Source organism: Streptomyces sp. SID10853 (assembly GCF_010548145.1).
Taxonomy (GTDB): domain Bacteria; phylum Actinomycetota; class Actinomycetes; order Streptomycetales; family Streptomycetaceae; genus Streptomyces.
The window spans coordinates 1-12,290 of record NZ_JAAGLN010000073.1 but is presented as its reverse complement, the minus strand read 5'-3'; the positions used below and the strand labels follow the sequence as shown (position 1 = coordinate 12,290).

Genomic DNA, 12,290 nt, shown 5'->3' with positions numbered 1-12,290 from the left:
GGCGTTTCCGGGTACGACGGGTGGCGGTACGGCAGTCGGCGGTACGGCCAGTACTCAGGTGCACGCTCGGCCCGGGGCGGGCGGCGCGCGAAGCGGGAGGTCTCAGCTCTCGTCAGGCTTCGCGGCGACAGAAGGCACTGGAGACGCGGGCGAGGTCGATGTGGCGGCGCTTCGTCAGGCAGCTCATACCGATCACTCCTCTCGCATGCTCCGTACGGTGCGTTCCGGAGCCCACAGTACGGCCGTCCCGGTACCGCGGTCGAGTGGGCAACCACACACGGGGATGAGAGCCCGGCCGTCCGGGAGGAATTCGAGGTACGGGCGGACGGACCATTCGGTCCACCGGCCCTGGTGACTGAGCGAGAACCCGCACGGCTCCCCCCGGTGCAGCGCCCCCATCGCCCCGACGCAGCCACCACCGTCGACCCAACTCAGCGCCCGGTGCCTCTCGATGGGCGACAGCGTGTGCGTCAGTTCGCGTACGTCGGCACGGATGCGGCGGATCGCTTCGGCGGGTGCGGTCGTGGCGTACCGCGATACGTCCACGATGTCGTCGGCGTCCCACGTGCGACAGGTGATCCGCTCGCACCAGAAGGCCCGGGTGGGGTGCGGTGCGCGCATGATGTGGCCTCCCGACGCGACGTCGGGGCCGCCCCCTGCCCACTGCCGGCGTGACGAGCCGTGGGTAGCGGGGCGGCCCCTTTTGCTCCTCTCAATCGACGCAGACCGAGAGGGAGTTGCGGCGTCGAGCTGAGCCCTGCCGAGGGGTCATTCAGTCGGCGCCGCATCACGAAGCTAGCGTTATATGGAATCCCGTATCAAGTGTTTGAACCCTAACGAGTGAGAGCTGCCCACTCACCGGCTCAGACAGAAAGCAGGGCGGCACTCCACCTGCGCCGGTGGAGTGCCGCCCGAGGACGATCGTGGCGACTTCAGGCCAAGTCGTCGAACTCGCCTTCCTTGGCGCCACCGAGGAAGGCGCGGAGCTTACTGCGGGACGTGTGGATGACCACGTCGGGATTGTCGCTCTCACGAAGGAGGATCTCACCTCCGTGCACGGCGAGTTCCAGACAGTTGTCCCCGTCGGCATCCGCCGACTTGGAAGACTTTCGCCAATGAATGTCCATACTTCTCACGCCTTCAGACTTGTTGTGCGATTTCGTTGATGAAGTCCCTTGAACTCTGCGGATCGAGCGATCGCCCCTCGGTCCGGTCAAGGACGGCTCGGAAGTTCAGGAGACGCGTCTCGGCATCCACGAATCCTGAACCGGTCGGCGTGTCCGTCTGCACGGTGTCGAGCTGCGGAACAGGGCCGTACACATAGTGCGTCGAACTACCGGCATTCGGAAAGCCACCTGCGGCGAACGGGATCACGCGCACGGTGACGTTGTCCCGTTCGGACTCCTTCAAGAGGTGGTCGAGCTGCCTGACTGCGACCTTCCGGCCGCCGTACTGCATCCGCAGAGCGGCTTCGTGGATCAGGAAAGTACAGGTGGGCGGGGACGCTCGATCAAGAACATCCCGACGCCTCAGCCGGTGCGAAAGACGACGGCGAAGGTTCGCCGGAGTCGGCGCGGGCAGAGCCTCCGCGTACACCGCACGGGCGTAGTCCTCGGTCTGGAGCAGGCCCGGCATATGCATGATCTGAACCGCGCGGAACCCGACGGCGTGGTGCTCCAGTTCGGCCAGATCGAGTGCGCCTACGGACAGTTCACCGCGGTAGTCCTCCCACCAGCCCTTCGTCCGCTCCTCGGCCATATCGGCAAGCGCATCGACATACGCCTGGTCGGGGCACGCATAACAGTCGGCCCAGGTGCGCACCCGTGTACTGCTCACACCGAACCGGCCCGATTCAGTGTTACTGATGGTGGTGCGGTCCGTGCCGAGCAGAGACGCAGCCTCAGCGGGCGCGAAGCCGGCATGCTCCCGCATCTTGCGCAGCTCGGAACCCAATCGGCGCTGCCGCGCGGTAGGCGGCTTCCTCGGTGGCATCGACCTCTCCCTCTGTCGGGTCCAGTGTGGCCCGCATCCCTCAAAGGGGTCCACTTCCAGCAAAGATTATCGCTACGGATACAACAATTGATACTCAGACGCTAACGTCATCACAGCAGTCGCGCCGCATGTCGGTACGCCCGAAGTGCAGCCACTTCGGCGTGCGTTCACATCGGCGCGCCCGGGTGGCCATCGCCACGGACAACGAGCGGCGCACCCGTTTCGGATCGCATCGCGTAGGGAGAACCACATGACCCCCGCCGCACCACGCCCCCCGCAGGGCGGCGAGTTCTACCGCATCGCCCTGCCCAACACCGCCAACGCATCGCGTATCGCAAGGGACTTCGTCACCTCGCTGCTCACCGTGAGCCGTCACGGCGACCTCGCCGACGACGCGCGGCTCTGCGTCGCGGAGGTGGTGACCAACGCCCACCGCCACACCCGTACGCCCCGGATCCAGCTGTACGCGACCGTCAACCGCAAGCAGATCACCGTCTCCGTGGCGGACAACGCGCCCTGGTTCCTCCCCGTACTCACGCCGTCCCGTGCGGACGGTCAACTGGAGTGCGGACGCGGGCTGTTACTGGTCGCCGGCTCGCACTCGCCTGGGGATGGACCCTCCTGGGCGGCTGCACCCCCGACCGCAAGGCGGTCTGGTTCACACTCACCGGGGCCGGGGCCGGGGCCGGGGCCGGGGCCGGCGAGCCTCGATAGCGTCGCGCGCCCCTCCCCACCTGCCGTTTTCCCCGTACACCGACAAGGGCCGCGCTCCGGCGCACATGATCGACAACGCAGGCCGAGGCCGTAGCTCGTTGGAGTGGATGCCCCGGGCCGATCTTCTGCTCGAAGCAGTCGATCTGTATACCTATGGCTACGGAGGGTTACTTATTCAAGTGACCCGTCAGCGCCAAGGAGCATCTGGTGAAATTCCGTAATTCTCTCTGCGTCGCGGCCGTATCGGCCACGCTGATCCTCGGTGCGGGAAGCGCCTTCGCGGCTCCCGCCCTCTCCACAACTCAGGCCGGATCGGCCAAGGTTGCCGCCGCGCGTCCCACCAGTGACACCATCATCCGGCCGCGTGCGCAGATCTGTAAGAACGGCGCGTGGACGTCGGGCAACGGCCGGACCATCCTCCGCATGCAGTCCGACGGCAACTTCGTCCTCTACAAGGACGGCCACCCGGCCTGGCAGGCACCCAACACCTGGTCGCACGGGAACTGCGCCGTGTTCCAGGAGGACGGCAACTTCGTCGTCTACAACTCCGCGAACGAGCCCGTGTGGGCGTCCGGCACCTGGCACAAGGGCGCCTACCTGGCCATCCAGGACGACGGCAACGTCGTCATCTACAACAACGCCCACCGCCCCGTCTGGGCGACCAACACGGGTGACTGACCCGGCAGTTCCCGGTCCGGGAGCTGAAAGCTGAACAGGGGCGGCGAGCCGTCAGGGCCCATCGGGTCTCCGCCCCACCACCCGCACTCCGGGACCACCGGCCGGGACACCGGCACGGTCCTGCTTCAACAGTCGAACACCGACCAGCAGATGTCGTTGCGCAGCCGCTGGTCATCGAGCACGAGCGCGCGGATCTCCTCCGGGAGCTGATCTCGCTGCCACTGGCACTCGACTCGTCGCGAGGTCTCGCTCTCACCCTCCGGTGCTGCTGCACGTGCGGCCTTGATCGCATAGGCGGCGGCGCCGAGCTCATGTGCGGCGACGTGGGCGACGGCCCCGGCCTGGCCGGCGGCGTACGCGGCATGCCGCGCCGCTCCACGCAGGTCCCTGGCCGCCCCCATCGCATGGCCGCCCGCCGCACGGGCCTGCATCATCCCGACCTCGCCACGCACCCAGGCCCTGGCATGCCATATCGCCTGGCGCGGCCGCGGGTCCTCGGGCCGGGACGACTCGAAGAGCCCAAGGACGTGCTCCGCACAGGCGGCGGCCCACAGCGCGAGGAGACGGTGATCCGCATCAGTGAGAGTCCCACCACGGCGGATCGTCACGAACCGAGGATCACGCACCTTCGGAAGAATCACGTCCCGTCCTCCTTCCCACGCCCGTCGGCGCCACTCGCTGCGCCGCCTCCCTGCGGCAAGTCGGCAACCTGGCGCAGGGAATGGTCCAGGGCGCTCATCAGCCGGGCGACCCGGCTTCCGCCGCCCGTCACGGGCGGGTAGCGGCAGAGCACATCGATGAGCACCGGTGACGCTCGCTGCCGCGACCGTTCAAGCAAGGCATCCCCGATCGTGAGGTCACCGCCCGCCTCCAGCTCTCCGATGTGCGCGGCGCTCGCGCAGGCCCGCAGGATGTGGCCGACCTGGCCGGCCTGAGCAATGGGGTGCAAGTAGGGAGCCGACGCGGCGTCACCGGCGCATCGCGCGGCCAGCCGGGCGGCTTCGGAGGGCGCGGACCGGGCGGCTCGATGAGCGTCCAGGGACGTGACGCGCTGCAGTCTCGCCCTGTTGGCACCGTTGATGAACGTCCAGGCCGCGTCGATCGCCGCACGGGGACGGGAATCATCGGGAACGGCCTGCTCGAAGACCGGCAGGACATCCTCGGCGTGCCGGACCACGTAACGCGCCACGACGCGCAGCTCGTCCATCGACAGGTCGAATTCTCCGGATACGGTGTGCCTGCTCTGGGCCATGTTCCCGAATCGTAGCCTTCCGACCGGGGCCCATCTCAGCCGCTTCGTGCGCGTGCTTCCGCGCCATCGGGCCCTTCGGCACGCGCAACCTCCAGTACTTGCAACAGTCGGCTCGAACATGACCCGAACAATTTGCGCAGCAAGCTGCTGCGCAATTGCCCTGCGGCCACCTCCAGCTCCTCATGGACAAGTGCGTCACCCGCTTCGAGCTGGACCACGCCGGCGCACCTATGACGCCGCTGCGCCACCAGCCTGCTCGCGCGGCGCCAGCCATTCCTGGAGTTCGATCAGGTTCCCTTCCGGGTCCTCCAGGTACGCGACCCGCATCCGCTCGCCCATCGGGCCCGGGCCCCTGGTGAACTCCGCGCCCTTTGACGTGAGCTCGGCGTGGGCGGCGTCCAGATCGTTCACCCGCAGCACCACCAGCGCGCGGAATCCCTCCGGCTCCGTCCCCAACTGCTCCAGCACACCGGCCATCTGCGTCCGGTCCTGCAGCGCGATCGCGGCGTGTCCGGTGTCGGGGCTGAGCTTGGCGTACGGGCCGCTCTCCGCCTCGAACTGCGGCTTGAGCCCGAGCACGTCCCGGTAGAAGCGGTAGACGGCCGGGAAGTCGGACACCAGCAGGCGTATCTGGGTGAGTTCCATACCGCCCTTTCTAGCCCAGACGCCCAGCCACGGCCCCACCACTCCCCCTGCTACCCCCGTACGCTCGTCCGCATGACGAATGCGCCCGTATCCCCCGCCTCCGGCCGGCAGATCCAGACCCTCGACACACTCACCGCCGACCAGGAGCAAGCCGTGCGCGCGCTGCTCGCCGAGGCCGCGCGGACCGACGGTCAGCAGGCCGTATCCGAGCAGGGACGGCTTCAACTGCGCGGAGAGCGCCGTGAGGGGGTCCAGCACTTCCTGGTCAGCATCGGTGACACGCTCACGGGGTACGCCCAGCTGGAGGCGACCGACCCCGTCGAGGCGCCCGCCGCCGAGCTGGTCGTCCACCCCTCGCACCGGGGACAGGGCCACGGCCGCGCCCTCGGGTCGGCGCTGCTGGCCGCCTCCGGGCGGCGGCTGCGCGTCTGGGCGCACGGCGGACACGCCGCGGCGCGCCACCTCGCGCAGGTGCTCGGGCTCGCCAAGTTCCGTGAACTGCGCCAGCTCCGCCGCCCGTTGGTCCCGCTCGACATCCCCGAGCCGGTGTACCCGGAAGGGATCACCGTACGGACCTTCGTCCCCGGTCAGGACGATGCGGCCTGGCTCGCCGTGAACGCCGCCGCCTTCGCCCACCACCCCGAGCAGGGGTCGCTGAGCCAGCGCGACCTGGACGACCGGAAGGCCGAGTCCTGGTTCGACCCGAAGGGGTTCTTCCTGGCGGTACGGGACACCGGTGCGGACGGCGGCCCCGGCGATGAGGTCGTCGGCTTCCACTGGACGAAGGTGCACGCCGACGAGCAGCTGGGCGAGGTGTACGTGGTCGGCATCCGCCCCGACGCCCAGGGCGGCGGCCTCGGCAAGGCGCTCACCGCTACCGGGCTTCGCCACCTCGCGGCCGAGGGGCTGCCCACGGCGATGCTGTACGTGGACGCCGACAACACGGCGGCCGTCACGGTGTACGAGCGTCTCGGCTTCACCACGCACGAGGTCGACCTGATGTACCGCTCGGAGTCCTGACCTGCGGAAACTCCTTATGGTCCACTGCCCTCCCCGGGCTGCCGGGGAGGGCTTTCCCACTCCCGGAGCCGGCTCGGAGTTGACACCTGCGCACCCCTGCATCACCCTTTCACTACTCAACTAGTGAAAGGGGGGTGGGCGCGTGATCGAGTTCCGTATCGACCGGCGCAGCGGTGTCTCGACGTATCTCCAGATCGCCCAGCAGGCCAAACAGGCCCTGCGCCTGGGTCTGTTGCAGCCGGGCGACCAGCTGCCCACCGCGCGGGCGGTCGTCGAGTCCACCGCCATCAACCCCAACACGGTCCTGAAGGCTTACCGCGAGCTGGAACGCGAGGGCCTGGTCGAGGCCCGGCGCGGCATGGGCACCTTCGTCCGCAAGTCGCTCGGGCGCACCCTGCCCGAGCGGCTCGCCGACTCCGCGCTGCGGGCCGAGCTGACCGACTGGGCCGCCCGGGCCCGTACGGCCGGGCTGGAGAAGGACGACGCGGCCGCGCTCTGCGCCTCCGTACTCGACGACTGCTTCCAGGACCCCACCACCGCCACTACCGGCACCACCAGCACCACCAGCACCGCCGGCACCACCGGGACCGTCAGCACCACCGGAGCCACCAGCACCACCGCCGCAGCCCGTTCCAAGGGGGACACACCGCTATGACCGATACCGCCATCGAAGCCTTCGGGCTCGGCAAGACATACGGGAGGCGGCGCGACTGGGCGTTGCGGGGCTGTTCCTTCCGGTTGCCCGTCGGGCGGATCTGCGCACTCGTGGGCCCCAACGGCGCCGGCAAGTCGACGCTGCTCGCCCACGCCGCGGGGCTGCTGCGGCCCACCGAGGGCGCCGTCCAGGTGCTCGGGGCGTCCCCCGCCGCCGCCCGTGAGCGGATCTCCTTCGTCGCCCAGGGCAAGCCGCTGCTCGGCCAGTTGACCGTCGCCGAGACCCTGCGGATGGGGTACGAGCTGAACCCGGCCCGCTGGGACGCGGCGGCCGCCGAGCGGATCGTCGCCGGAGGCAAGCTGAACCGGGACAGTCTCGTCCGCGCCCTCTCCGGCGGCCAGCGCACCCGCGTCGCCCTCGCCCTGGCCCTCGGCAAGCGGCCCGAGCTGATGCTGCTCGACGAGCCGATGGCCGATCTCGACCCGCTGGCCCGGCACGAGCTGATGGGCGCCCTGATGTCCGAGGCCGCCCAGCACGGCACCACGATCGTGATGTCCTCGCACGTCCTGTCCGAACTGGACGGTGCCTGCGACTACTTGCTGCTGGTCGACGGCGGCCGGGTACGGCTGGGCGGCGAGACCGACGACCTGCTGGCCGCCCACACCCTGCTGACCGGGCCGGTGGCGGCACTCGACCCGCACACCGTCATCGAGTCGCGCACCACGGGTCGGCAACTGACCGCGCTGGTACGCCGGGACGGGCCCGTCTCCGGCGACTGGCAGACCATGGAACCCTCCCTCGAAGAGCTGCTCCTCGCCCATCTGCGATCACCGGGCGCACCCGCCCTGCTGACACCGAGCGCCGAACACCGTACGGAGGCAAGGGCATGAGCACCCTGCACCAGAACAGCACCCCCCACACCGGCAACGGCACCGGCAACGGCACCGGCACAGACGCCGAAAGCGGCAGCGGCACCGGCGGCGCACCCGGCGGGCGCACCGGCTCGCAGTGGCTGCGCGGCCCCTACTGGGTGGCCGCCCGGATGCACCGCGGCACCCTCCAGTGGGCCGCCGGGCTCATCGCCCTCTGCCTGGTCCTGCTGATCGCGATCCGCGTATGGGGCGGCGGCGTGACCGGCGGCTACTGGACGGACAACAGCATGGTGGAGAACGCCGCCTCGCTGATCATGCTGCTCCCCTATCTGATCGCCGCCTTCGTGGCCGGGCCGCTCGTCGCCAGGGAGCTGGAGTCGGGCAGCCACCAGCTGCTGTGGACCCAGTCCGTCCACCCCGTCCGCTGGTTCGCGGCGAAGCTCGCCGTGCCGACCGCGCTGGCCGTCGTCGCCTCGGTCGTACTCGACGGCGTCTACCGCTGGGTCTGGACCGCGGTCCCCCACCAGGACCCGACCCTGGACTGGTACCCCGAAAGCGTCTACCACGCCATCGGCCCGACCGGTATCGCCACGGCCCTGCTCGCGGTCCCGGTCGGCGCCCTGACCGGTCTGCTGGTCCGCCGCACCGTGCCCGCCATCGTGACGAGCCTGGTCGCATCCGTGGTCGTGTTCCGTCTCTTCGACGACCTGCGCAGCCACCTCTGGCCGGTCGTCACCGTCCGCACCGGCCTCGCCGAGGGCTACCCGGCGATGAACGGCATGGTCACCGCCGAAGGCGCGGTCACCAGGAGCGGCGCCCACGTGGCCGACCCGATGTGTGTGGACGACACGAAGTGCCAGGCGGCCCACAACCTGGCGGGTTACTTCCGCTCCTCCCACCCGGTGTCCCACTTCTGGCCGCTCCAGCTCGTCGAGACCGGCATCCTGCTGGCCCTGGCCGCCGTCCTGACCCTGGTGGTGTTCCGCATCGTGAAGCGGACGGCCGCCTGAGCCGCCCCGGCACCCTCCCGCGGGGCCCGGCTCAGGCCGGTGCGTACCGCTGGAGGGTGATCCCGCCGCGGAAGGCCCTCGACTCCAGGAGGCGCAGCTGCGGGATCCCGTACCCCTCGGGGAAGAGCCGGCGGCCGCCGCCCTGGACCACCGGATAGACGAAGAAGCGGTACTCGTCCACCAGGCCGGCCGCGATCAGGGTGTGCGCCAGGCTGATGCTGCCGGTGAGCACGATGTCCTTGCCGCCCGCCCGCTCCTTGAGCGCGGTCACCTCGGCGACCGGGTCGCCCCGCAGGACCGTCGAGTTCTGCCAGGCAGGATCCGTGAGCGACGTCGACACCACGTACTTCTGCACACAGTTCAGGTAGTCGGTGACCCCGGTGGTGTCGTCCGTCTGCTGCGGCCAGTAGCCACGGAAGTCCTCGAAGGTCCGGCGCCCGACGAGCAGGGCGTCGGACCTGCTGTCCTGCCGGTGGCTCTCCTCCAGGACGTCGCTCATGTCCGGGGCGCCCGCGGCCTGCGGGTCGAACCAGTCGGTCAGCATCTCGACCGCGCCGTCGACGGTGACGTTCTCGGTGATCGCGAGGGTACGCATTCCGGTCCTCCTGTACAGCTGATGCTCCCGCGCACCCGGGTGGTACGCCTCTCTGCTGTACTGACCCCGCGGGAGGCCGGGAATCATCGGTGGCGGCCGCGTGGCTTCCACGGAGAACCGGGGAAGCCCCGCCAGAACCGGGGAAGCCCCGCTTCCCGGACGTCATGGCGCGCTTCCCGGACGTCATGTCCTCGTTACCCGTCATTCAGACGCGCTTGCGACCCTCTCGGAATGCAACCCGTCACCGCGCCCGCCGACCCTCCCGCGCGGAACAATGGGCATATGAGCCAGCAGCCCAGTGCAGAGGTCCCGGTCAAGCACCTCCAGCCCTCCGTCGGTTCCATCGCAGCACACCGCCCGCACACCGTCGCGGCGGCCGTTCCCGACCTGGATCCGGGCATCGACGCCGACGTCGACGCGTACGAGGAGGACGGCTCCGGCACCGAGCTGCCGTCGGGCCGCTTCCTCGACCGGGAACAGAGCTGGCTCGCCTTCAACGAACGCGTCCTCGAACTGGCCGAGGATCCCACCACCCCCCTCCTCGAACGGGCTAATTTCCTCGCCATCTTCGCGAGCAACCTCGACGAGTTCTTCATGGTCCGGGTCGCCGGCCTCAAACGCCGTATAGCGACCGGCGTCGCCACCCGCTCCGCCTCCGGCTTCCAGCCCCGCGAGGTGCTGGAGCAGATCTGGACCAGGTCGCGCGAGCTCATGGCCCGGCACGCCGCCTGCTACCAGCAGGATGTCGCCCCGGCCCTCGCCGACGAGAACATCCACCTGATCCGCTGGGGCGACCTGACCGACAAGGAGAAGGCCCGGCTCTTCACCTTCTTCCGGCAGCGGATCTTCCCCGTGCTGACCCCGCTGGCCGTGGACCCCGCGCACCCCTTCCCGTACATCTCGGGGCTCTCGCTCAACCTCGCCGTGGTCGTCCGCAACCCGGTCAGCGGCCACCGCCACTTCGCCCGGGTCAAGGTGCCGCCGCTGCTCACCCGCTTCCTGGAGGCGTCGCCCCAGCGGTACGTGCCGGTCGAGGACATCATCGCGGCGCATCTGGAGGAGCTGTTCCCGGGAATGGAGGTGCTGGCGCACCACATGTTCCGGGTCACCAGGAACGAGGACCTGGAGGTCGAGGAGGACGACGCCGAGAACCTCCTCAAGGCCCTGGAGAAGGAGCTGATGCGGCGCCGCTTCGGGCCTCCCGTCCGGCTGGAGGTGGAGGAGTCCATCGACCCGTACATCCTCGACCTGCTGGTCCGCGAGCTGAAGGTGTCCGACGCCGAGGTCTACCCGCTGCCAGGACCGCTCGACCTGACCGGCCTGTTCGCCATCGCGTCGCTGGAGCGGCCCGAGCTGAAGTACCCGCCCTTCATCGCGGGCACCCACCGCGACCTGGCCGAGGTCGAGTCGGCTTCGGCGCCCGACATCTTCGCCGCCCTGCGCGAACGGGACGTGCTGCTGCACCATCCGTACGACTCGTTCTCCACCTCCGTCCAGGCGTTCCTGGAACAGGCCGCGGGCGACCCTGACGTGCTCGCCATCAAGCAGACGCTGTACCGGACGTCCGGCGACTCCCCGATAGTGGACGCCCTGATCGACGCGGCCGAATCCGGCAAGCAGGTGCTCGTCCTGGTCGAGATCAAGGCCCGCTTCGACGAACAGGCCAACATCAAGTGGGCCAGGAAGCTGGAGGAGGCCGGCTGCCATGTCGTCTACGGCCTGGTCGGGCTGAAGACGCACTGCAAGCTGTCGCTCGTCGTCCGGCAGGAGGGCGACACCCTGCGCCGCTACTCCCACGTCGGCACCGGCAACTACCACCCGAAGACGGCCAGGCTGTACGAGGACCTCGGGCTGCTCACCGCCGACCCGCAGGTCGGCGCGGACCTCTCCGACCTGTTCAACCGGCTCTCCGGCTACTCGCGGCGCGAGACCTACCGGCGGCTGCTCGTCGCCCCCAAGTCGCTGCGCGACGGCCTGGTCGTCCGGATCGACAAGGAGATCGCGCACCAGCGCGCCGGGCGGCCCGCCTACATCCGTATCAAGGTCAACTCGATGGTCGACGAAGCGGTCATCGACGCCTGCTACCGGGCCGCGCAGGCCGGTGTCTCCGTCGACATCTGGGTGCGCGGCATCTGCGCCATACGCCCCGGCGTCACCGGCCTCTCCGAGAACGTCCGGGTGCGGTCGATACTGGGGCGCTTCCTGGAGCACTCCCGGGTCTTCGCCTTCGGCAACGGCGGCGAGCCCGAAGTCTGGCTGGGCAGCGCCGACATGATGCACCGCAACCTCGACCGCAGGATCGAGGCGCTGGTCCGCGTCACCGACCCCGCCCACCGTGCGGCACTCAGCCGGCTCCTGGAGACCGGTATGTCCGACACCACGTCCTCCTGGCACCTGGGCGCCGACGGCAACTGGACGCGTCACGCGACCGACGCCGATGGCCGGCCGCTGCGCCATGTGCAGGAAATGCTGATAGACGCCAGGAGGCGCCGACGTGCGACCCCTTGATGCTCCCCGGAGGCTCAGCCGTGCGACGCCCTGACCCGACGGCGACAGCGGGCGAGCTGCTCGCCCGCTATCTGCACGACCAGGCGGCGGAGTTCCTGCGCAGCCTGCGCACCTACTCGGAAGGGGACGAGGAGGCCGCGCGCGCCCTGCGCCGTTCGGCCCGCCGCATCAGCGGCACCCTGCACACCTTCCGCGGCCATCTCGACGCGGCCTGGGCCGACCAGCTGCGGGCCGAACTGGCCTGGCTCTCCGGCACGCTGGCCCGCGAGCACGCGTACGCGGCCCGGCTGGCCCGGCTGCTCGAAGCGCTCGGCAGGCTCTCGGCCGGTACGGCTTCGCTGCCGGGCCC

Annotated in this window: 15 protein-coding genes; 8 read left to right on the top strand and 7 right to left on the bottom strand. The window is 69.7% G+C overall.

Annotated elements, in window-relative coordinates; translation table 11 throughout:
- Positions 1 to 192: 192 nt before the first annotated feature.
- From G3I19_RS16465 to G3I19_RS16455, 3 genes are all read right to left on the bottom strand, one after another.
- Positions 193 to 621, bottom strand: a complete 429-nt coding sequence (locus tag G3I19_RS16465; RefSeq protein WP_164264366.1) for a hypothetical protein — start codon at positions 619 to 621, stop codon at positions 193 to 195.
- 311 nt (positions 622 to 932) lie between these two features.
- The gene (locus G3I19_RS16460) at positions 933 to 1,127 is read right to left on the bottom strand and encodes a DUF397 domain-containing protein (RefSeq protein WP_164264365.1); all 195 of its coding nucleotides are present in this window, start codon (positions 1,125 to 1,127) and stop codon (positions 933 to 935) included.
- A gap of 13 nt (positions 1,128 to 1,140) precedes the next feature.
- Positions 1,141 to 1,992: a Scr1 family TA system antitoxin-like transcriptional regulator gene (locus tag G3I19_RS16455; RefSeq protein WP_164264364.1), complete on the bottom strand. Its 852-nt coding sequence runs from the start codon at positions 1,990 to 1,992 to the stop codon at positions 1,141 to 1,143.
- A 250-nt stretch (positions 1,993 to 2,242) separates the two neighbouring features.
- On the opposite strand from G3I19_RS16455, the gene G3I19_RS16450 reads away from it, so the two are divergent.
- Positions 2,243 to 2,800, top strand: a complete 558-nt coding sequence (locus tag G3I19_RS16450) for an ATP-binding protein (protein WP_239074421.1) — start codon at positions 2,243 to 2,245, stop codon at positions 2,798 to 2,800.
- A 113-nt stretch (positions 2,801 to 2,913) separates the two neighbouring features.
- Positions 2,914 to 3,384, top strand: a complete 471-nt coding sequence (locus G3I19_RS16445; protein ID WP_164264363.1) for a hypothetical protein — start codon at positions 2,914 to 2,916, stop codon at positions 3,382 to 3,384.
- A gap of 125 nt (positions 3,385 to 3,509) precedes the next feature.
- Here the strand turns inward: G3I19_RS16445 and G3I19_RS16440 are convergent, their stop codons facing one another.
- The 3 genes from G3I19_RS16440 to G3I19_RS16430 all read right to left on the bottom strand — a co-directional run bounded on the left by G3I19_RS16440 (position 3,510) and on the right by G3I19_RS16430 (position 5,281).
- Positions 3,510 to 4,025, bottom strand: a complete 516-nt coding sequence (locus tag G3I19_RS16440; RefSeq protein WP_164264362.1) for a putative immunity protein — start codon at positions 4,023 to 4,025, stop codon at positions 3,510 to 3,512.
- Complete coding sequence (locus G3I19_RS16435) at positions 4,022 to 4,636, bottom strand: putative immunity protein (protein ID WP_239074419.1); 615 nt, start codon at positions 4,634 to 4,636, stop codon at positions 4,022 to 4,024. The genes G3I19_RS16440 and G3I19_RS16435 overlap by 4 nt, the downstream gene beginning before the upstream one ends.
- Positions 4,637 to 4,864: 228 nt before the next feature.
- Entirely contained in the window at positions 4,865 to 5,281 is a 417-nt protein-coding gene (locus G3I19_RS16430; protein WP_164264361.1) for a VOC family protein, read from the bottom strand.
- Positions 5,282 to 5,353: 72 nt separating this feature from the next.
- Between G3I19_RS16430 and mshD the strand changes: the two genes are divergently transcribed.
- The 4 genes from mshD (at position 5,354) to G3I19_RS16410 (ending at position 8,838) form a co-directional block, all read left to right on the top strand.
- Positions 5,354 to 6,301, top strand: coding sequence for a mycothiol synthase (mshD, locus tag G3I19_RS16425; RefSeq protein ID WP_164264360.1), 948 nt, complete (start codon positions 5,354 to 5,356; stop codon positions 6,299 to 6,301).
- Between the two features lie 142 nt (positions 6,302 to 6,443).
- A complete protein-coding gene (locus G3I19_RS16420) occupies positions 6,444 to 6,956 on the top strand; it encodes a GntR family transcriptional regulator (protein ID WP_164264359.1) in 513 nt (170 codons plus the stop codon).
- Positions 6,953 to 7,846: an ABC transporter ATP-binding protein gene (locus G3I19_RS16415; protein ID WP_164264358.1), complete on the top strand. Its 894-nt coding sequence runs from the start codon at positions 6,953 to 6,955 to the stop codon at positions 7,844 to 7,846. The genes G3I19_RS16420 and G3I19_RS16415 overlap by 4 nt, the downstream gene beginning before the upstream one ends.
- The gene (locus G3I19_RS16410; protein ID WP_164264357.1) at positions 7,843 to 8,838 is read left to right on the top strand and encodes an ABC transporter permease; all 996 of its coding nucleotides are present in this window, start codon (positions 7,843 to 7,845) and stop codon (positions 8,836 to 8,838) included. Before G3I19_RS16415 ends, G3I19_RS16410 begins: the two co-directional genes overlap by 4 nt.
- 31 nt (positions 8,839 to 8,869) lie before the next feature.
- Here G3I19_RS16410 and G3I19_RS16405 read toward each other — a convergent pair whose 3' ends face one another.
- Complete coding sequence (locus tag G3I19_RS16405) at positions 8,870 to 9,433, bottom strand: dihydrofolate reductase family protein (protein WP_164264356.1); 564 nt, start codon at positions 9,431 to 9,433, stop codon at positions 8,870 to 8,872.
- Positions 9,434 to 9,715: 282 nt separating this feature from the next.
- On the opposite strand from G3I19_RS16405, the gene G3I19_RS16400 reads away from it, so the two are divergent.
- The gene (locus G3I19_RS16400; protein WP_164264355.1) at positions 9,716 to 11,941 is read left to right on the top strand and encodes an RNA degradosome polyphosphate kinase; all 2,226 of its coding nucleotides are present in this window, start codon (positions 9,716 to 9,718) and stop codon (positions 11,939 to 11,941) included.
- Positions 11,942 to 11,961: 20 nt separating this feature from the next.
- A partial coding sequence (locus G3I19_RS16395; protein ID WP_164264354.1) for a CHAD domain-containing protein occupies positions 11,962 to 12,290 on the top strand: 329 nt, incomplete at its 3' end.

Excerpts from the sequence above, each read along its gene's own strand:
- G3I19_RS16460 (WP_164264365.1), bottom strand. The coding sequence starts at position 1,127 with ATGGACATTCATTGGCGAAAGTCTTCCAAGTCGGCGGATGCCGACGGG.
- G3I19_RS16400 (WP_164264355.1), top strand. The coding sequence starts at position 9,716 with ATGAGCCAGCAGCCCAGTGCAGAGGTCCCGGTCAAGCACCTCCAGCCC.
- G3I19_RS16435 (WP_239074419.1), bottom strand. The coding sequence starts at position 4,636 with ATGGCCCAGAGCAGGCACACCGTATCCGGAGAATTCGACCTGTCGATG.
- G3I19_RS16410 (WP_164264357.1), top strand. The coding sequence starts at position 7,843 with ATGAGCACCCTGCACCAGAACAGCACCCCCCACACCGGCAACGGCACC.
- G3I19_RS16455 (WP_164264364.1), bottom strand. The coding sequence starts at position 1,992 with ATGCCACCGAGGAAGCCGCCTACCGCGCGGCAGCGCCGATTGGGTTCC.
- G3I19_RS16405 (WP_164264356.1), bottom strand. The coding sequence starts at position 9,433 with ATGCGTACCCTCGCGATCACCGAGAACGTCACCGTCGACGGCGCGGTC.
- G3I19_RS16465 (WP_164264366.1), bottom strand. The coding sequence starts at position 621 with ATGCGCGCACCGCACCCCACCCGGGCCTTCTGGTGCGAGCGGATCACC.
- G3I19_RS16430 (WP_164264361.1), bottom strand. The coding sequence starts at position 5,281 with ATGGAACTCACCCAGATACGCCTGCTGGTGTCCGACTTCCCGGCCGTC.
- G3I19_RS16415 (WP_164264358.1), top strand. The coding sequence starts at position 6,953 with ATGACCGATACCGCCATCGAAGCCTTCGGGCTCGGCAAGACATACGGG.
- mshD (WP_164264360.1), top strand. The coding sequence starts at position 5,354 with ATGACGAATGCGCCCGTATCCCCCGCCTCCGGCCGGCAGATCCAGACC.
- G3I19_RS16450 (WP_239074421.1), top strand. The coding sequence starts at position 2,243 with ATGACCCCCGCCGCACCACGCCCCCCGCAGGGCGGCGAGTTCTACCGC.